This is a genomic window from Streptomyces violascens (assembly GCF_014649955.1).
Classification (GTDB): domain Bacteria; phylum Actinomycetota; class Actinomycetes; order Streptomycetales; family Streptomycetaceae; genus Streptomyces; species Streptomyces violascens.
In genome coordinates, this window is record NZ_BMUA01000018.1 from 81,059 (window position 1) to 99,109 (window position 18,051).

18 protein-coding genes and 3 pseudogenes are annotated in these 18,051 nt (G+C 69.5%); 9 read left to right on the forward strand and 12 right to left on the reverse strand.

Annotated features, from left to right (window positions below; translation table 11 throughout):
- Nucleotides 1-13: 13 nt before the first annotated feature.
- The 4 genes from IE206_RS28910 (at nt 14) to IE206_RS28925 (ending at nt 3,544) form a co-directional block, all read left to right on the forward strand.
- Nucleotides 14-223: a hypothetical protein gene (locus IE206_RS28910; RefSeq protein ID WP_189967168.1), complete on the forward strand. Its 210-nt coding sequence runs from the start codon at nt 14-16 to the stop codon at nt 221-223.
- Nucleotides 210-1,601 (forward strand): amidase, encoded by a 1,392-nt coding sequence (locus tag IE206_RS28915; protein ID WP_189967169.1) that lies wholly within the window; start codon nt 210-212, stop codon nt 1,599-1,601. The genes IE206_RS28910 and IE206_RS28915 overlap by 14 nt, the downstream gene beginning before the upstream one ends.
- Before the next feature lie 257 nt (nt 1,602-1,858).
- Nucleotides 1,859-2,737, forward strand: a complete 879-nt coding sequence (locus IE206_RS28920; protein ID WP_189967171.1) for an SDR family NAD(P)-dependent oxidoreductase — start codon at nt 1,859-1,861, stop codon at nt 2,735-2,737.
- Between the two features lie 219 nt (nt 2,738-2,956).
- Nucleotides 2,957-3,544 carry a TetR/AcrR family transcriptional regulator gene (locus IE206_RS28925; protein ID WP_189967174.1) on the forward strand — a complete coding sequence of 196 codons (588 nt, stop codon included), beginning with the start codon at nt 2,957-2,959 and terminating at the stop codon, nt 3,542-3,544.
- Here IE206_RS28925 and IE206_RS43635 read toward each other — a convergent pair.
- The 6 genes and pseudogenes from IE206_RS43635 to IE206_RS28955 form a co-directional block, all read right to left on the reverse strand.
- Nucleotides 3,484-4,107, reverse strand: coding sequence for an NUDIX hydrolase (locus tag IE206_RS43635; RefSeq protein WP_189967176.1), 624 nt, complete (start codon nt 4,105-4,107; stop codon nt 3,484-3,486). The two genes, IE206_RS28925 and IE206_RS43635, sit on opposite strands and share 61 nt — an antisense overlap.
- A gap of 167 nt (nt 4,108-4,274) precedes the next feature.
- Nucleotides 4,275-4,466: a MazG-like family protein gene (locus IE206_RS28935; RefSeq protein WP_229853237.1), complete on the reverse strand. Its 192-nt coding sequence runs from the start codon at nt 4,464-4,466 to the stop codon at nt 4,275-4,277.
- A gap of 154 nt (nt 4,467-4,620) precedes the next feature.
- A pseudogene (locus tag IE206_RS28940) lies at nt 4,621-5,255 on the reverse strand (M15 family metallopeptidase).
- Nucleotides 5,256-5,266: 11 nt separating this feature from the next.
- A complete protein-coding gene (locus IE206_RS28945; protein WP_189967178.1) occupies nt 5,267-5,779 on the reverse strand; it encodes an NUDIX domain-containing protein in 513 nt (170 codons plus the stop codon).
- The gene (locus IE206_RS28950) at nt 5,776-6,255 is read right to left on the reverse strand and encodes a GNAT family N-acetyltransferase (RefSeq protein ID WP_189967180.1); all 480 of its coding nucleotides are present in this window, start codon (nt 6,253-6,255) and stop codon (nt 5,776-5,778) included. The genes IE206_RS28945 and IE206_RS28950 overlap by 4 nt, the downstream gene beginning before the upstream one ends.
- Nucleotides 6,256-6,323: 68 nt before the next feature.
- Nucleotides 6,324-6,698, reverse strand: coding sequence for a hypothetical protein (locus IE206_RS28955; protein ID WP_189967182.1), 375 nt, complete (start codon nt 6,696-6,698; stop codon nt 6,324-6,326).
- Between the two features lie 461 nt (nt 6,699-7,159).
- Here IE206_RS28955 and IE206_RS28960 point away from each other — a divergent pair.
- Nucleotides 7,160-7,910, forward strand: a pseudogene (locus tag IE206_RS28960) (DUF2637 domain-containing protein); the annotation flags it as partial.
- Nucleotides 7,911-9,072: 1,162 nt separating this feature from the next.
- On the opposite strand, the gene IE206_RS42650 reads toward IE206_RS28960, so the two are convergent.
- The 4 genes from IE206_RS42650 to IE206_RS43640 form a co-directional block, all read right to left on the reverse strand.
- Entirely contained in the window at nt 9,073-9,564 is a 492-nt protein-coding gene (locus IE206_RS42650; RefSeq protein ID WP_229853238.1) for a transposase family protein, read from the reverse strand.
- Nucleotides 9,561-9,743, reverse strand: a complete 183-nt coding sequence (locus tag IE206_RS42655) for a transposase family protein (protein ID WP_229853239.1) — start codon at nt 9,741-9,743, stop codon at nt 9,561-9,563. The genes IE206_RS42650 and IE206_RS42655 overlap by 4 nt, the downstream gene beginning before the upstream one ends.
- A gap of 31 nt (nt 9,744-9,774) precedes the next feature.
- The gene (locus tag IE206_RS43245; RefSeq protein WP_268254454.1) at nt 9,775-9,903 is read right to left on the reverse strand and encodes a hypothetical protein; all 129 of its coding nucleotides are present in this window, start codon (nt 9,901-9,903) and stop codon (nt 9,775-9,777) included.
- Nucleotides 9,904-10,112: 209 nt separating this feature from the next.
- On the reverse strand, nt 10,113-10,304 hold the full coding sequence (locus IE206_RS43640) for a TetR-like C-terminal domain-containing protein (RefSeq protein WP_229853240.1): 192 nt from the start codon (nt 10,302-10,304) through the stop codon (nt 10,113-10,115).
- 353 nt (nt 10,305-10,657) lie between these two features.
- On the opposite strand from IE206_RS43640, the gene IE206_RS28975 reads away from it, so the two are divergent.
- The gene (locus IE206_RS28975) at nt 10,658-11,092 is read left to right on the forward strand and encodes an SUKH-3 domain-containing protein (protein ID WP_189967184.1); all 435 of its coding nucleotides are present in this window, start codon (nt 10,658-10,660) and stop codon (nt 11,090-11,092) included.
- Nucleotides 11,093-11,397: 305 nt separating this feature from the next.
- Here the strand turns inward: IE206_RS28975 and IE206_RS28980 are convergent, their stop codons facing one another.
- Complete coding sequence (locus IE206_RS28980; RefSeq protein WP_189967186.1) at nt 11,398-13,101, reverse strand: trypsin-like peptidase domain-containing protein; 1,704 nt, start codon at nt 13,099-13,101, stop codon at nt 11,398-11,400.
- 740 nt (nt 13,102-13,841) lie between these two features.
- Between IE206_RS28980 and IE206_RS28985 the strand changes: the two genes are divergently transcribed.
- Nucleotides 13,842-15,197, forward strand: coding sequence for an ankyrin repeat domain-containing protein (locus IE206_RS28985; protein ID WP_189967188.1), 1,356 nt, complete (start codon nt 13,842-13,844; stop codon nt 15,195-15,197).
- A gap of 150 nt (nt 15,198-15,347) precedes the next feature.
- Here IE206_RS28985 and IE206_RS28990 read toward each other — a convergent pair whose 3' ends face one another.
- The gene (locus IE206_RS28990) at nt 15,348-16,085 is read right to left on the reverse strand and encodes an SDR family oxidoreductase (protein ID WP_189967190.1); all 738 of its coding nucleotides are present in this window, start codon (nt 16,083-16,085) and stop codon (nt 15,348-15,350) included.
- 92 nt (nt 16,086-16,177) lie between these two features.
- On the opposite strand from IE206_RS28990, the pseudogene IE206_RS28995 reads away from it, so the two are divergent.
- Nucleotides 16,178-16,300: pseudogene (locus tag IE206_RS28995) on the forward strand (LysR family transcriptional regulator); the annotation flags it as partial.
- A gap of 689 nt (nt 16,301-16,989) precedes the next feature.
- Complete coding sequence (locus IE206_RS29000) at nt 16,990-18,048, forward strand: permease (protein WP_373300996.1); 1,059 nt, start codon at nt 16,990-16,992, stop codon at nt 18,046-18,048.
- The last annotated feature ends 3 nt before the right edge of the window (nt 18,049-18,051 follow it).

The following is an 18,051-nucleotide window of genomic DNA, read 5'->3' on the forward strand; positions in this document are numbered from 1 at the left end:
AGGAAGAACATCCATGTCCGCCGTCGAACTCACACCGCCAGAGGCCGCCCGCTGGGCCGCCCGCGCCGGACTTGAGCTGCCCGCCGAGAGGCACGCCGCGGTCGCCGCGGTCGCCAACCACATCCACAGCGTCGTCTCGGTCCTGCGCGAGCTGGACTTCGCGGACGCGCCGCCCGCCGCCGCCTACCACGCCGGACAGGAGAAGCGCGATGCAGCCGCATGAGCTGTCCCTCGCCGCCGCGGCGGACGCGATACGGGACCGGCGACTGTCCCCCCTCGAACTGGTCGACTCCGTCCTCGACCGGATCGAGAAGACGGAGCCGCACCTCGGCGCCTACGTCACGGTCGCCGCGGAGCAGGCGCGCCGCGCGGCGGGCGAAGCCGAACACGAATTGGCTCAAGGCCGTTACCGGGGACCGCTGCACGGCATCCCGATGGGACTCAAGGACCTCATCGATGTCGGCGGGATGGCCACTACGGCCAGCTCCCGGGTCCGTGCCGACCATCGTGCGACAGCGGACAGCACAGTCGCCGCGCGTCTGAGCGCAGCCGGCGCGGTCCTGCTCGGCAAGACCCACACCCACGAGTTCGCGTTCGGCCTGACCACCCCGCAGACCCGCAATGCCTGGGACCTCGGCCGGGTCGCCGGCGGCTCCAGCGGCGGCTCAGCGGTCGCCGTCGCGTCGGGCTCGGCGACCTTCGCCCTGGGCACCGACACCGGCGGGTCGATCCGGGTGCCCGCCGCGCTCAACGGTGTCGTCGGCCTCAAGCCGACCTACGGTCTCGTGCCCCGTCACGGCGTCACCTCCCTGTCCTGGTCACTGGACCACGTCGGCCCGATCACCCGAACCGTCGAGGATGCGGCCCTGGTCCTGACCGCGCTCGCCGGACACGATCCGCGCGACCCCGCCTCGCTCTCGGTGCCCGTCGCGGATTACCGGCCCGGTGCCGGTACGGACCTGACAGGGCTGCGCATCGGCCTGCCGCGCACCTATTACTTCGACAACGTTCACCCTCAGGTGGAGGCTGCCGTCCGGCAGGCCATCGGGCAGCTGGAAGCCCTGGGCGCACAGCTCATCGAGGTCGACATCCCCATGACCCGCTACATCCAGGCCACCCAGTGGGGCCTGATGGTGCCGGAAGCCGGCGCCTACCACGAAGGCAGCCTGCGCACGGTCCCCGGGCTGTACCAGGAGGACGTACGCATCCTCCTGGAGGCAAGCGAGTTGATGAGTGCCGGTGACTACGTGCGCGCTCAACGCTCCCGCACGCTCATGCGCGCCGAGTGGGCTCGGATGCTGGAGGAGGTCGACGTGATCGCCGCCCCGAGCGTCCCGATGCCCGCGGTCGGAGCCGATCAGGAGACGGTCACCTGGCCCGACGGCACGACCGAGAGTGTCTCCGACGCCTACGTACGCCTCAACGCCCCCGCCAATATCACCGGAGTGCCCGCCCTGACCGTTCCGGTCGGCCACGACGCGGCGGGCCTGCCCATCGGCATGCAGCTGCTCGGCCGGCCCCTCGGCGAGCCCACACTCCTGCGGGTCGGCCACGCCTACGAGCAGACACAGCCCGCCCGGGCGCTCGCTACAGCGGCCTGATCTTCCGCGCATCCGGCCAACGGGTGGGACGTCGTTGGCCGGGTAGCGCGCCCGCGCTCCCGAGCCCGGCGAGCCGGGTCTCGTACCCCAACCTCGTCAGCCAGTGCCGCCCGAGCATCCCGCCCGGACGGCACGGGCGGCTTTCGCATGCCCGAACGGGTGTGAGGCTCTCCCCGCACATTAACCGGATAGGTAATCCGTATCTGCTATGTTGGCGTTAACCGGATAGGTCATCCGGATGGATGGGGTGGGGCACGATGAAGCGGACAGCAGTAGTCACGGCGGGGACGGCGGGAATCGGGGTCGAGACCGCCATGGGGCTCGCCGCACGGGGCCTGGCGGTCACCGTGGTCGGGCGCAGCGCCGAGCGCGGTGCCCGGGCGGTCGAACGGATCAACGCCACGGCGCCGGAGCATCCCGCCCGGTTCCTGGCTGCCGATCTCGCCTCGCTCGGAGCCGTGCGCGCTCTCGCCGACCGGATTGCCGCCGAGGGACCACTGACTGTGCTGGTCAACAATGTCGGGGCGATGTTCCCGGACCGTCAGGACTCGGTCGACGGCATCGAGGCGACGTTCGCTGTCAACCATCTCTCGCCTTACCTGCTGACCGAGTTGCTCCTGCCGGCACTGCAGGACGGTGCTCCGAGCCGGATCGTGAACGTCACCTCGGGCGCGATCGGGGTTGCCAAGCGCGTCTTCGACGCCGTCGAGCCACCCGGTGGCTACTACGGTTTCCACTGGTACGGCCGCGCCAAACTCGCCAACCTCACCTACACCCTTGACCTGGCCGACCGCCTCGAAGGCACGGGCGTCTCCGTTTTCGCGGCGGACCCGGGCGGCGCAGCGACCGACATGACCAACGGCACCATGACCGACCCGCGGATCGTCTCGCCGGGGCTGCGGGTGATCTGGCCTTTGGTCAGGCGGAAGTTCGAACGCGCGACGTCGGGCCCGGCGTCCGTGGCCGCCAAGTCCTCGATCTTCGCCGCGACCGATGACACACTGGCCGACCGTTCCGGCATCGTCATCGGACCCCAGGCGCGTCCGGTCCCCACCGCCCGTTCTGCAGCGGATCCCCGCATCGCCGCGGCCGTCCGGCACCTGAGCGAGCGCCTCGCGCCTCTCACGGCGACGTAAGGGCGACGGGGGGCGTAACCGCAGCACGGCTAATCAGGGCAGCGTGACGGACGTATCTGCGAAGACGCGAAGACGCGGGGAGGCAGGCGTCGGCATCTGCAACTGCAACTCACGATGCCGCGCCCCCTTCCGGGAGGTCAGGCCGGGAGCGCTCCACAGTCGAGCATCCGGCAAGAGCAGCCCAGCAATGCGGATGAGCCATCCCATTAGACTTCTCCCATGACGACCGCCCCCCTGCGCAAGGACGCCGCCCGCAACTGGGAACGGATCGTCGCGGTGGCCCGCGATCTCGTGGACGAAGGCACACCACTCCAGCTCAACGACATCGCCCGCCGCGCCGAACTGGGCGTGGGCACCGTATACCGACACTTCCCCACCGCAGAGGCGCTCCTGGAGACCGTCGCCACCCCCTGCCTGGAAGCGCTCGCCACGCACGGCGAGCAGGCCCTGGCCGACGACCACCCCGGGCGGGCCCTCGCCGATTTCCTGGCCCGCACCATCGAGGCTCAGGTCACCGACGCATCCCTGTCTCCCGTCACCGCCGCGCCCACGGACGCGCTGCCGCGTACCACCGAACTGAAGCAGGCCCTGTGGTCGGTCGGGGATGAGCTGCTCGGGCGGGCTCGCGACGCCGGAGTGGTGCGAGCCGACCTGACCTCCGACGACCTCGTCCCGCTCATGTGTGGAATCGCCTACGCCGCGAACGTCCACAGCACCCCTGCCACCCGTATCGAGACGGCGCGCCGCTACCTGACCACTCTCCTCGAAGGCGTGTACGTCCAGCACACCAGGAGCGACTCCCTGTGAGGCACGCGTAGCGCCACCGGTGAGTCACTGCACCCGCGCAATGCTGTTGCTGTCGTGGCCAGTTGGAGGGCCGGACGGTGGCGGGCATCGAGCAGAGCGACGGGCTCGACGACCCACAGCCGCGCAGAAGTCCTCCGCGGGTGGTGTGGGTCCAAGGCAGTCCAGGACCAGGGCGTTGTCAGCCGGCCTCGTGGGGGCTGGCGGACAAGGTGAGAGTGCGGGACGTCGTCGACGTGGTCAACCAGTGTGCCGAGCAGAACGACATCCTCTTCATGGGCCGCGCAGCCGGTCTCTTCGTGAAGTTCACGGATGACTGCACCTTTGAGGGACTCGCCCGGCTCGACAGAACCGCCCGGTAGTTCACGCGTTCCCCTGCGATGGAGTCCCGGGAGAACCCCGCCAGGGCCGTGAAGGATGATGCCGACCCCGAGTGCGACGTGAGGGGCTGGCGCTCGGGAGGTACGCGGTCGGCTCGTGATCCGTGCACTGCGGTCCGTGGAGGCGGGGGGAGCAGGTTTGGCCGGTCCGTGCTGAGCACGGGGGTGTTGGGTGTCGCCGTTCATACCGTCTCCGGGGACTGTGCGGGCGTCACGGCGGCCGGGAGCAGGAACTTCCCGGACTTTGAGGCCAGTTACTGGTGGAGGAAGGCGGCGGCGTCGTCGGGTCGCATGCGTGCGAGCGTGACCATGCCGGTGGTGATCACGTCAGCGACCTCGTCGTGGACGTGATGTCATCCCGTTGTGCCTTTGCGGGGATTGGTGCCCCGGGCGCCGACGACTGCCTGGGCAGCCTCGCCCATCTCCTCGGAGATCTTCAGGACTTGCAGGGTCCACTGTTCATGTGGGGACAAGCCCAGTTCGGTGTCGTATGCGGTGAAGTAGGAGGCGAGCTTGCCGATGGTGTCCCAGTTGGTGTCGGGCACGGGGGCGGCCTTTCCTACTCATGTGCGGGGTGTTGTGGAGGGAAGGGGGCTGTGATGAAGCCGAGTTCGGGGTGATGATGCCGGGGCTGGCGACGTGTCCGACGGCGGGCGATCACTGGCCGGCGGCCGGCACCCATCGCGATTGCGGGGCAGCTCAGGGCCAGTCCTGGGGGCCGTACCGGGCGGCGGCCGAGTTCGTCATCAGGGCCCAGTAGCGTTCGCCGAAGCTCCAGTGCCAGAACTCGGTTTCGTAGGGGCAGAACCCGGCTGCTGACAGGGCGGTGCCGAGGAGGTCGCGGTTGCCTCGGGCCTGCGGGCTGATCGTGTCCGCGTGTGTGTAGCAGGCTCCGTTGCTCTCCTCCGGGCTCGCGTTCACGCGGACGCCCATGTCCATCTCCAGACCATCGGGGCCCACCAAGGTCAGGTCGACGGCGGCGCCGGCGCTGTGCGGGGCGATCTCCGGGGGCGACACGTACCTGCTGGTGGCATGCCGGATCTGTTCGCCGGTCCACTTCGGGTGCGCCGTGCGCAGTTCGGCGGCATACTCCTCGAAATACTCCCGCTGCAGGCTCGGCGGCCGATAGCCCTCGATGACCAGCAAACGGATCCCATCGGGCAGGAGCGCCTGGGCGTGCAGCAGCCGCTCCAGCACGCCGTCGAGCAGATGCGCGAACGCCCCGGTGGAGTCCTGCTTTCGGTTGTCGACGAGCACGCGCTGCGTGCTGCGGGCGTCGGCCAAGGGTCGCCGCATTCCTCGACAGGGATGGCGGCGACCTGCGGGTCGGACATCAGGATGATGGTCACCTTGTCTCCCAGTCCCAGGTATCGAAGTAAGCCGTGGCGCCGGTGCGGCGCGCATCCATGACGGCTGTGAGGCGGGCGAAGTCCCGGGCCGGTACGAGGGGCTGCCACTGCGCGAGGGGGAGCGCCCGTACCTCGCTGTGCTCGTCCGGCGCGAGGACGATGGCCTCGATCTGCTGTGCGGTGAGGCGCCCACCGTCGAAGACGAAACCGGCAGTCGCGTAAGGCCACTCGGCGCCGGGGAGTCCGAAGACGGCCGCCAGAAGCCGTGGCGGGCCGGGAAGCACCATCCCGGTTTCCTCCGCGCACTCGCGGACGGCGGTTTCCCACGGCCGCTCGCCCGCCTCCGTGATTCCCCCGGGCCACTGCCAGGGGTGAACCGCTGAGTACACGGACCTCAGGTGCACGGGGTGCTCGTGCTCGTCGGTGAAGAACACGGAGCCGAAAAGGGTCGCCTTCGCCACGGTCTCGGCGTACTGCTCTGGCGGCAGCCAGGTCTGGCCGGGGCTCATGAAGCGCTCCCGCCGGCCGGGGTGGGGAATCGGGTCATCCGCATGAGCGCCGGGTCGCTCTTGAAGCCGAGCGATGCATACAGCGGCGCCGAGCCTTCGCTGGCGTAGAGCTCATAGAGCGTGACGCCTTCGCCTTCCAGGTGCTCCAGCAGCATGGTGAGGGCCGCCTTGGCGTACCCGCGCCGCTGGTAGGCAGGGACCGTGGCGACGGCATGTATGCGCGCGGCGAGCCCGCGGGGGTACTTCGGTGCGGGCAGCACCGGGTGGATCAGCGCGAGAGCGCAGGTGGCGAGCCCGCCGGTGGGGGCGTCGACGACGTAGGCGCGCGCGTCGCCGCCGGAGTCGAGCCGGTCGGCGAGCTGAGTGCGGCAGAGCGCGAGCCAGGTCGTATCGAGCGGCTCGGACAGGATCAGCTCCGATCTCAGGCGGGCGATCTCGCCGGCGTCGGCAGGTGCCGCTGCGCGGGGAACAGTCATGGTCTCGGCCTTTCTCACATCACAGGGAGCGGGTACTTGAGGCGAGGAGCATGCGCTGGCCGCCGGGGTCACGACCGGTCTCCTCCGTCAAGTACGGGGCTGTCCCCGGAGGGAGCCATCGCAGTCGAGAGGGGATCGGCAACTTCCTCGGCGGAGGTCTTGGGCATGGTCCGCAGGCGGTGCAGGGGTGACAGCACGAGGAGGACCTCGGGGACGACGAGGAGGGTGCTGCCCACGACCAGGGCAGACCACACGCCCCACAGCAGGCCGATGGCGCCGGCCACTGCTGCCGCGGCGGGCCGGGCGCTTCCGGTGAGCCAGGTACTTACGCCCTGCATGCGGGCCTGCATGTGCTGGGCGGTGACCATCTGCCCGATGGATCTCTGGGTGGTCCCGGTCGCAGCCGAGCAGGCGAGCTGGACGACCAGGGCGAGGTCGACCACACAGCGGCCCCTGCAGTTACGTTGGCTCCGCCTGAGGAAGCACCGAGCCCGGCAGCGCCAGCAGCGCAGCAGAGCGTCCCGGAACCTCGCGTCGAGGAGCCAGCCGCCGATAAGGCTGAGGCTCTGGCCGACTGGACGAACCCCGATGCCGTCATCGCTGTCATCGTGGAGCCCTGCGCGCCCGATGCAGTGCAGAAGATTGCCCAGGGACTACTCGACGTCCTCTGAAGGCCGTGCGGTTTTTACGGCGTAAAAACCTCCCCTGTGGGCGGTAGGACTCCGGGCGGCCCTGACTTTTGCGCCGTATAAAACGCCCTCAGGCCTCGGGGCGTCGTCATGGCTTCCGCGTTCCTGTGCCGCCTGCCCGAACCAACCACCCAGTGCTCACCGTTCCATGAAGATCTGCGACGTAGTTCTCCGAACCAGCAGCACGGGTGACCCGTCGTGAGAGTGTGAACAGGATGAGGCAGAGGCAGGAGGGGCGGGGCGTGGCCAAGAGCAGTTCACCAGTCGTGCTCACCCGAATGCACCGGATACTCATCGGCGTCGTCGTCGCGGGTGCCGTGGTGATCGCCGGGATCGGTTTCGCGGGTTCGTACGCGGCGGTCCGCGAGCTCGCGCTCAAGAAGGGCTTTGGGAACTTCGCCTACGTCTTCCCGATAGGAGTCGACGCGGGCATCTGTGTGCTGCTCGCCCTCGACCTGCTCCTGACCTGGATGCGCATCCCGTTCCCGCTGCTGCGGCAGAACAGCCTGGCTGCTGACGGTTGCCACGATCGCCTTCAACGGCGCGGCCGCCTGGCCGGATGCGCTGGGTGTGGGCATGCATGCCGTGATTCCCGTGCTCTTTGTGGTCTCGGTCGAGGCGGCCCGGCATGCGGTGGGCCGGATCGCGGACATCACTGCGGACCGGCATATGGAGGGTGTGCGGATTATGCGGTGGCTGTTGTCGCCGGTGCCGACGTTCCTGCTGTGGCGCAAGATGAAGCTGTGGGAGCTGCGCTCCTACGAGCAGGTCATCAAGCTCGAACAGGACCGCCTCGTCTACCGCGCCCGCCTCCAGTCCGTCTACGGCCGCGCCTGGCGCCGCAAGGCCCCCGTCGAATCCCTCACGCCGCTGCGCCTGGCGAAGTTCGGCGTCCCGCTCGCCGAGACCGCCCCCGCGGGACTGGCCGCGGCCGGCATGGAGCCGGTGCTGCTTCCGCCCGCGCCGGCGGTCACCATTGAACGAACGGATGTGCCCTCATCTCCAGCGGAGTTGGAGGACGAGTCAGGCCAGCTCCTGGAGGCAGGCGAAGCGCCCGCTTTGGTACCTGAGCGCTTGGTCCTGCCGGAGGGTGTGAGTCCCGTCGAAACGGCACCCGTGGGGGAGGGGGAGGGGCTGGAGCAGCAGGTGGACTACGCCGACGCAGTCCGTGATTTCACTGCGCGGTTCGGCTACGTGCCGGATCCGGGGCAACTCGGCTGGTTCCTCTCCGAGGCCTACGGCATCACGGACCCCGCCACCGGCGGCCCGCTTCCCGCTGCCGTGCTGACTCCCTTCCTGCCTGAGCCAGAGCAGGCCCCGGTGACGCAGGTGCCCGCAACACCCGCTGTCGACGAACACGCCCCGGCGGCCGGCACCCATCCGTTCTTCGGCACCCCGCCGAACACACCGGGCCCGGCCGACCAGGCCCCGCCTGCCCACCCTGCCGGGCCGTCCGGGATAGTGCCTGCACCGCGTCCCTCTCCCGGATCGGACCTCGAGCCGGAAGGAAGGCAGGGGCAGGGGACCGGCAATGCGACCGGTCTCGGCGGACCGTCGCCCGGGGCGGAGGAGGAGCCTGCGGGCGGCGACGGACCGGAGCAGGGGAGAGGCAGAAAGAACGGCAAGGCTGTGGACCAGACGCTGGCCGTCGTGGACCGGTACTTCCTTGCCTGGGAGGGCTACATCGCGCAGCACGGACAGGAGCCCACTGCGCAGCAGCTCTCCCAGCACCTTGCAGCGCTCGGCATCGTGAACCGGCACGGCTCACCCGTTGCGCCGGCCACGCTACGCCGCTATCTGCTGGAGTTCCGCATCTGCACCGTGTGGGCCGAACAGTACGAGACCCAAGCCGATCCCGCCGTCCCCGCTGCTGGAGGAACTCGCCCGGCGCGGAGTCACCGGCCAGTACAACCGGCCCCTGGAAGCGGCGACCGTGGAGGACTTCCTCGCCAACTTCCACCGCCGCTACCAGGTGCTCTCACTCGACATGAGCAACTCCACCCCCTGACCCGGCGATCGGGCCACTGAGCCTCCGCCAACTTGAAGTTGCAGGTCAAAGGGCTGGTGTGACTGGTTCTCGGGCTCGTCACGCCGGTCACGGGCGATTGTCTGAGCAGTAGATCGTCCGTCAGCGGTTGATTTCGAGGTTCGTCAGGACGAGCAGAGCGCGCAGAAGTCGGGTGGCGCGGGCGGGCTCGGTGCGGAGCTTGGTGAGGGTCCGCAAGTTCTTGAGGTGAGCGAAGCCGTGCTCGACCGGTGCCCGTCCGACGGCGAGGACGCGGTTGGCTTCTTTCTCGCCCGGGGTGAGCTTGCGGGTACGGCTGGCGGTGTAGCCGGCGACAATGACGGGATCGAGGATGTCGTTGTCCAGGCCGCGGAAGCCGAGGTCGGCCAACGCGCCGAGGCTGGCGGCGCGCAGGTGGGCCAGGATGTGGTCGTGGCGGGCGGCGGTGTTGTCGTGGGTGCGGCCGGGCCGGGCGGCGGATGTCCAGATCAGGCGGCCCTTCTCGTCGGTCAGGGCGAGGACGTGCAGGCCGTGGCTGCGGTGCTTGCCGGAGTAGTTGCGCTGGTCGGCTTTGCCGGTGCGGCGTTGAGTGTGGATGAGGGCGCCGTCGATCAAGACACTTCCCTGCCCTGCTTGGTGACCTTCTTCAGGGCGCGGTCCAGGCGCGGCGCCTGGGGGGCGAGCAGCCCGATCAGCTCGTCCCGCCAGCGGCGGACGGTGGATTCGGACACGTTGTTGCCACCGGCCATGTCGGCCAGGCGCTGGTCATGGCGCAGTACGGCCAGGACGATCACCGCGATCTTTCCCGGCGGCAGGATCCGCCACCTACCGGATCGCTTTGAGGTGGCGCCGCAGCAGATCGGCGAGGTGGTTGACGGTGTGCGTGGACAGTGGCAGTCGGCACTGGTAGACGAACGGGCAGGTGTCCTCGGCTCGCTCTTCGGTACTTGTCACACAATTCCAACGGCCGCCGGGCGCGCCCCGGTTACGCCCGTGTCGAGCCGCTCGGCGTGATGGTGCTCCTGGTGTCGACGTTCACGTAATTTCCCCATGGGCAAGTGCGCTGGCCTGCTGCGGCCCAAGAGGGCGCCGCAAGGCCGGCCGCCCCGCCCCTGGGGCATAGCGGCCGGTGCCGGCCGATCTCGCGGTGCACCGCGACTCGATCAACCCTGCGGGCTGATTCCCAATGTCCGTACGAGCTGGTCGAGTTCCTCGTGGAAGAGTTTGTCCGGGCTGACCGTCTGATTGCGCATGTGGCCGTAGACCTCCAGTGAGACGAGGCCGTGCAGACGCCCCCAGATGCGCAGCGCGAGCGCGATGGCCGCGGGCGGTAGCTCCGGGAAGGCAGGGCGCACCTTGTCGAGTAGCCCGGCGTCGAAGTCGGACCGCCTACAGGGACGGATCAGTGCGCACGCGGCCGAGCCCGGTGAACCGAACCCACCTGCGCACCGGACCCGAGCACGCGCACCATGCGCAGCCGCCCCCAGGGAGAACGCCGGGCCGGACCGGCTGCGTACTGCGCACGGCGGTCCGGCGGATCGGCGGCGGCCAAGACACCGCGCCGCTCACCTCATGACTGCGCACCGACCGTGTACGCCTCACAGTTCGTGGGGTGTACATGAGCGGCGAAATGGTTACCAAGGAGACCGTTCCCCGGCGGTGAGGTGATCGCTGCCCGCCCGGCGCGGCTGCTCGGCAGAATGTGGGCATGTCACCAGAGCTGGAGCGTGTACTCAGGGATGCTGGTTGGGTTCCGGGGCGGAGGGTGGACACGTCCGTATGGCGGGAGCGGCTGGAGGCGGATGGATTTCGCTTCCATGAGGTGTCGGAGTCCTTCCTCGGAGAGTTCGGCGGGTTGGTGTTCGGGCATGGCGGTCCGGGGGTTACGCGGGCGCGTGAGCCGTTCGAGTTCGACCCCGAGCTTCTGGTGGGTGAGAGCGACCGGTTCACTGAGTGGGGAGCGGAGCTCAGCCGCACGTTCGCGCCGGTCGGTGAGCTCGACCTGGGCCGGGGAGGGTTTCTCGGGCTGGACGAGTTCGGTGAGCTCTACGTGATCGAGGCGCGGGTGGCCACCTTCGGTCGTCTGCCCCAAGCCTTGGAGAACTTGGCGTTGGGGTTCATGCCGGTCACGGTCGTCGATTGACACCGCGGCGCTCTCCTAAGAGACGGGCTCAACTGGCTTGATCACTAAGCTGTCGGCCGTGACGGCGATGGTGGGGCGTCTGGTGTCGGACGGGTTGTGGGAGTTGTTCCACTCGTGGCTACCGGCTCCTGCCGGTTGAACCGGGGAGGGGCCGGGGGGATGAGCCGGGGACGCACCACAGCAGTCGTCGGCCAGAGGCGTAGCCGCAGCACAAGGCCCGGGGCTTGTACCGCAGACGCGGTTCAAGTCCCGGGCCGAGCTCTGTGGACCCGGTGAACGAGCTCACCCGGTCACGTCGCTGACGCTCAGTGCGCTGCGGCGGTCACCGGCACGGGGGCAGCGGAGCTGGCCCCTGCCACGGTGGTGCCGCCACCCTCCGCGTAAGCGACCAAGCCCGCGAATGCGCTGTTCCACACGACTCCGTAGGACGGGAAGGGGTTGACGCCGCCCTGCTGGAATCCGCCGATGCTGGCGTAGGCCGTGCCGGTGCTGTCGCTGAGCGGGCCGCCGGACCCTCCGTCGGCGAAGGTGCAGTTGAGCTCCAGCTGGCTGTTGTCGCCGTTGAACCGGGTCGCCGGCGCGTTGCACGCGCGGGGGTCCTTGTAGTCCTGCGGGTAGCCGATGGTGTAGGTGGGGGTCGAGGCCACGTTCACGCCTTGCGAGGTCTTCCACTTGTGGATCCCGACCACGTTCCCGATGTGTGCGCCGTCTGAGCGTGGCTTGATCACGTAGACCCCGAAGTCGGCATCGGGGGCGTGACCGTCGTGCCAGTGCTTGGTGACGTAGCCGATGCTCTGAACCGACCAGGCGGCGTGATTGCCGCTGGAGTTGTCGTTCGGCACGAACTTGTCGGGGGTCGGGGCGTTGAGCCAGATTCCGGGCGGCCCGCCGAAGGCGTGGTTCGTGCTGTTGTAGATGCAGTGGCCGGCGGTGGCGACGATGTCGGGGCCGATCACCGTGCCGGTGCAGTTCCAGTGCTTGGGCCCGAGGTGGTAGTAGAGCTTGCCGACGGTCGGCTCGCCCGAGACGGTCCGGGTCGTCCCGCCGTCGGAGGGGGTAAAGGTCTGCGCCATGATGCTGGGACTGGTACCAGGAGCCATGCCCAGGCCCGTGGAGACACCGCCGGCCGGCTTGTCCTGCGTGACCCACAGGGCGCCGGTGTTGGCCTGGAACGCGATCCCCGGCACCCCCGAACCGCTGACCGTGTAACTCGGGCTGGTGCCGCGCATCATGCCCAGGTGCAGATCGGTGCCGGCCGTGGTGCCCGGCGTGACCCACAGGCTGCCGGTGTTGGCCTGGAACGCGATACCGAAATGGCTCTTGTTGTTGTAGTTTCTGGTGATGCTGGGGCTGGTGCCGCGCATCATGCCCAGGTGCAGATCGGTGCCGGCCGTGGTGCCCGGCGTGACCCACAGGTCGCCGGTGTTGGCCTGGAACGCGATCTCGACGTCGGGCCCGCCGGTGGAGGCGATGCTGGGGCTGGTGCCGCGCATCATGCCCAAGTGCAGGTCGGTGCCCCGTCCGGTTTCCGAGTTGTAGCGCCACAGATCGCCGGTGTTGGCCTGGAACGCAACGTCGTACTCGATGTGGCCCGCGCTGTCGTAGTGGGCAATGACGCTGGGGCTGGTCCCGGGCATCATGCCCAGGCCCGTGTTGGTGGTGTGTCCGTTCCCGGTGATCATCCACAGGTCGGTGGTGTTGGCCTGGAACGCGGTCTGGCCACCGCTCCCGTTGCACCCTCCGAGCGCGGTGCTGGGGCTGGTGCCGCGCATCATGCCCAGGCCCGTGTTGAGGGAGCCGGGCCCCGTTCCCCCCGACTCCCACAGAGCGGTGGTGTTGGCCTGGAACGCGATGGTGAACGTGTCGGTCGGAAACGCTGCGGCAGCGCTGCTGGCGGACGCCGGCGTAGCGCTCAGGACCGGAAGCGGAAGCAGCCCGGCTGCCGCGACAGCAGAACCCATCAGGACGGGTACGAGCCGGCCTAGCACCCCGCGGCGCGGCGTTCCCATGGCGTTCTTCGGCGCCCTATGCCTTCTTAACCTCATCATTGTCCCCCGTTGCTCGTGACCGTACTTCGGCTCAGATCGACCGTGCTGACTCGGCTGGGCGTGGCCGCCGGCCGGTGAGATGCTGCGGACCTGCCGACCCCTCGGTCAGCCACAGGCCTGGGCCACTCCGGAAGTGGTGACAGCGGCGACGGCCATCGCCGCAGCCACCACCGCTGCCTTGACCGAACGTCTCATTGCTGTCCCTTTCGTAGCGCGGGAACAGCTGAGCGCCCCACGGCGACGCTATGGGCACGGGCCCTTGGACCGTCCTAGATTCGTCCTAGTGCCAGGTCAGCCGGGGAACGGCGCTGATCGCGGCCAGCATCTCGGCCTGGCACGGTCCGTGGAGCCGGACCGCGCGTCCGGTGACCTGTGCGAGTGCGCACGCGGCCGGGCCCGTCGAGCCGAAGCCGTCTGCGTACCGGACCAGAGCAGGCGCACCGTGCGCAGTCGTCCCTAGGGGGAGAGAACGCCGGGCCGGACCGGCTGCGCACTGCGCAATGCGGTCCGGCTGATCGGCGGCGGCCACGACACCGCCGCTCACCTCATGACTGCGCACCGCACGGCGTCTCGGCTTCGTGTCGGAAACTGCCGTCGGTGCGCATCGGCAGCGGCGGCGCTAGTTCGAACGGGCTTGGCCGGCGGGTTGCGCATCATAATGGCCGAGCCGGTGACGCCGGCGGCTGGGGGAGGTGGGGAGCATGGGTGAGGGCAGGCTCGATGGCCGACTCGTATCGGCAGTGCGGGCGGGGGATGCCGAGACGGTACGGGCGCTGCTGGAAGGAGGCGCGAGCCCCAACGCGGTGGACTCCGACGGGCTGCCGGTGTTGTGTTCGGCTGTGGCAGCCTACGACGCCCCGGTGGCAGAGGCGTTGATGCAGGGTGGTGCGGACCCCGACCGGGCTCTGCCGGACGGGACCACTGCGCTGTGGCATGCCGTTGACGGCGGCTCCCCGGCGGTCTTCTCGGCGGTGCTGGGCGACGAGCCCCGGCTGCGGCTGCCGGAAGCCGCCCGCGAACAGCTTCTCTCCCTGGCCCGCGGCTGGTACGAGACGGGCGCGGCTGAACAGTTGCGGCGCCGGACCGGGGCGTCAGGCCCCGCCGTGACAGTCCCGGTCCAGGACGGCGCATACGCCTGGGAGTCGGTCGATCAAGTCTCCTTGGGCGGCCTCGTCACGCGGTCCGGACACGGTGCCATCCTTACCTTGCTGGAATGGGCCTTCCGCATCCTCACTCCGGTGGACGAACTGATCTCCCGCGCCGTCGAGCAGCCGGATGAGGACCATGTGACGTGGTGGGAGATCTGCTCGACCCTTTGTCAGCGCCGCAGTTACGAAACCTGGTCGGCCGTGATGGCCCATCGGCACCACCCCGACCCCGCGCACCGCCGCACCGTCGCGCGCTACCTGTGGATGCGGGGAGTCACCGACTGCGCCTCGTCCTACGCGACGAAGGAGAGCGAAATACTGGCCGCCTGGGCAGCCGAAGAGAGCGACAGCACGGTCCTGGCGACCGTACTCAACGCCTTCACCGAGTACGAGCACCCCGGCCATGAGGCCCTCGGACTGCGCTACGCCGGCCATCCCGACCCCCGCGTACGCCGTGAAGTCCCCGCCGCCCTTTCCGGCAACGCCGCGCCGCTCACCCGTGCGGCCAGGGCCGCGCTCCTCTCCCTCACCCACGACCGGGACGCCACAGTAAGGATCAACGCGTGCCGGGCGGGCAGAACAGACACCGACCTCCTCCCGCAGATCACCCAGGCGCTACTGCTCCTGGCCGAAGACCCGGACGCCGATCTGCGGGGTGCGGCGGCAACAGAACTGGCCGCCTCCCCGGACCACAGCCCCGCCGTCGCCGACACCCTGTGGACGCTGCTCGACGAGGACAACCAGATCATCCGTCTGGAGGCCGCCTACGGCCTCGCCCGGCGCGACGACCCACGCACCGCCAGGGCCATTGACCGAGTCGGTCCCTTCGGTGGTCGCTTCGAGCACGATCACCGTGCCAACGCACTCTGGGATTGGACGTGGAAGAGGGCGAATCCGCCCGCAGAGTGACCACCTTGGCCCCGCCTCCTGCTGTCCTGCCGCGTTGGGCTTGTCTGAGGATCTTGGGCCGGGCTGCTGGGTTGCCAAGGTGCGATCAGAACGCCCGGCTCGGGAGTCGCAGGGCATCTGGTGTCTGCAGAAACCACGGCGGGTTCGTGATCACCAGGGGACGACGCCGTCGTCCTCGAAGAAGGAACCGGTCGGGCCGTCGTCGGGGAGGGTGGCGAGCCGGATCGGGGTGGCTGCGCCCTGTGCGGGGGTGCGGGGTCCGTGGAAGCCGGTGAAGTCGGTTGCGACCAGGCCCGGGCAGGCGGCGTTGATGAGGATGTTGGTGTCGGCGAACTGTCGGGCGTACTGCAGGGTGAGGGCGTTGAGGAAGGATTTCGACGGTGCGTAGGCCGCCATGACGGGGCCGATCTCGGTGTCCGGGTCCGCCTGTCGGGTCAGGGAGCCGACGCTGCTGGAGACGTTGACGATGCGTGGGGAGGCAGAGCGTCGCAGCAGTGGCAGCATCGCGTTGGTGACCCGGACGACGCCCATGACGTTGGTGTCCACGACGGTGCGGAGCACGTCCAGGTCGAGCGTGGTCGGCTCCTGTAGCCATCCCGGGCCCATTTCGCCCGGGATACCGGCATTGTTGACCAGGGCGTCCAGGCGTCCGGCCAGTCGTTCGATCAGTTCCGCGGCGGCGGTGACGCTATGGTCGTCGGTCACATCCAGTGGTACCCCGAACGCGTCCACGCCGGCGGCGCGCAGTTTGCCGACGGCGGTTTCACGTCGCGTCCCGTCGCGGGCTCCCACACCGACGCGGTAGCCGAGGCTGCCCAGTCCGGCCGCGATCTCGTAGCCGATGCCCTTGTTCGCGCCGGTCACCAGCGCGGTGGTTGTTTCGCTCATGCCGATGATGTTGGCCCGTGGGCGGGTGGTGCGGCCAACACCGGTACGGTGACCTGTCATACCCTGCGGGTATCACCGCGTACGGTGCGGCCGTGGACACCCTGGAGACCCGCGAGTTGGGGTACTTCGTGGCTGTGGCCGAGGAGTTGCACTTCGGGCGCGCCGCGGAGCGTCTCGGCATGGCCCAGCCGCCGCTGTCGCGGGCGATCCAGCAGCGAAGGGCGCAGCGGAGCAATGGGCAGGCGGCGGGGCTGGCCATACGGCGAGCGGCCGGACGATGCCGGGGCAACCTCACTGGTCCCCGCGGAGCGGGTGGGTTCGAGTCCCACTCGCCCCACCAAGAAAAACTTCTTGACCTGCGAAAACGCCCCGTGAGGGGTGTTTTCGCGTGTGGCGTTCGCCTCGCATCGGTGAGGCGAGGCGGGCGTCCCTGGTCTGCCTCACTGGGCTTAAACCGCATTGACCTGGGGATTTCGGTGGAACGCGGGTGCAAAGCTATGGCGAGGATCCCATGGTGATCCCACGGCCGTGGGATGTGACGTGCGACGTGCGGGTGGGATGTCTGCGGTAGCTGAGGCCGGTCGTGATGACCGGGTGGCGCTGGGCACGGGTGCCTGCCATGTGCAGAGTTTCTCGGGCGTGAGCACCTGAATGCGGAGGTCCCCCCCTGGGCCAGCCGGATGGCCTTCCGTGCCACTGGCAGCATCAGGTCCGCCGCGAAGGCGTAGCCCACGATCTGCTTCTCGTCATCCACGTCGGTCCAAGAAGCCGCCCCCGCGACGGTTGCCGGCCGATGGAGCGGAGTCAGGCATTGACGATGCTCGCCCGGCACCCGCACAGTTTGGACCGCTAGGCTCCAGGCCGGTTCCGCCGGACGGCGGCGGGCAGGTGGAGGCCGGGGGCCGTGAACGACAAGACAGTCAGCCGGGTGCGTACGACACCGGACACTCGCCCGTCCACACGGCAGGGCGTGTCCGGCGGCTTCGCGGGGCGGTTTCTGCGGGTCTGCCTTGATGTGTTCGTCGGCGTGCTCGTGCTGGCGCTCGTCGCGGGCATCGCGGTCCTGCTGGCGCCGGACCTCCTGGCGCGCCTCGAACAGCCCGCGCTCCAAGCCTGGGGCACCGTACTGGCCGCCGTGGTGATCCAGGGCGTGCCCTTCCTGCTCCTGGGCACCGCGGTGTCGGCCGCGGTCACCACCCTCGTCCCGGACCGTGTGCTCGCCCGGGTCCTTCCCCGTAACCCGGTGCTCGCGGTTCCGGTCGCGGGCGCTGCCGGGGCCCTGCTGCCGGGGTGCGAGTGCGCGTCCGTGCCGGTCGCGGGAAGCCTGATCCGGCGCGGGGTCGCGCCGGCCGCGGCGCTGACGTTCCTTCTCGCGGCACCCGCCGTGAACCCAGTCGTCCTGGTGGCCACCTCGATCGCGTTCCCGGGCCGCCCGGTCATGGTCCTGGCGAGGCTGCTCGCCTCGCTCGCCGCTTCAGTCGCGATGGGATGGCTGTGGATCCGGCTCGGCCGCACCGAATGGCTGCGGCTCGCCGATCGGCCGCCCGCCGCGGCAGACCGGGGCCGCCTCGACGCCTTCACCCGCGCCCTGCAGCACGACTTCCTCCATGCGGGCGGATTCCTCGTGCTCGGAGCGGCGGCCGCGGCGACCTTCAACGTCGCCGTACCCCCCTCGGTCCTTGAATCCTTCGCTGGATCGCCATGGCTGTCGGTGCCGTTGCTCGGACTGCTCGCGGTCGTCCTGTCCATCTGCTCGGAAGCGGACGCGTTCGTCGCGGCATCGCTGTCCGGGTTCTCCCCGAGCGCCCGGCTCGCGTTCATGGTGGTCGGACCGATGGTCGACCTCAAGCTGATCGCGCTCCAGTCCGGCACGTTCGGCCGCGCCTTCGCCCTCCGGTTCTCCGCCGCCACCTTCGCGACGGCCGTGCTCGCCGCCGCGCTGGTCGGGGGGTGGCTGCTGTGAAGA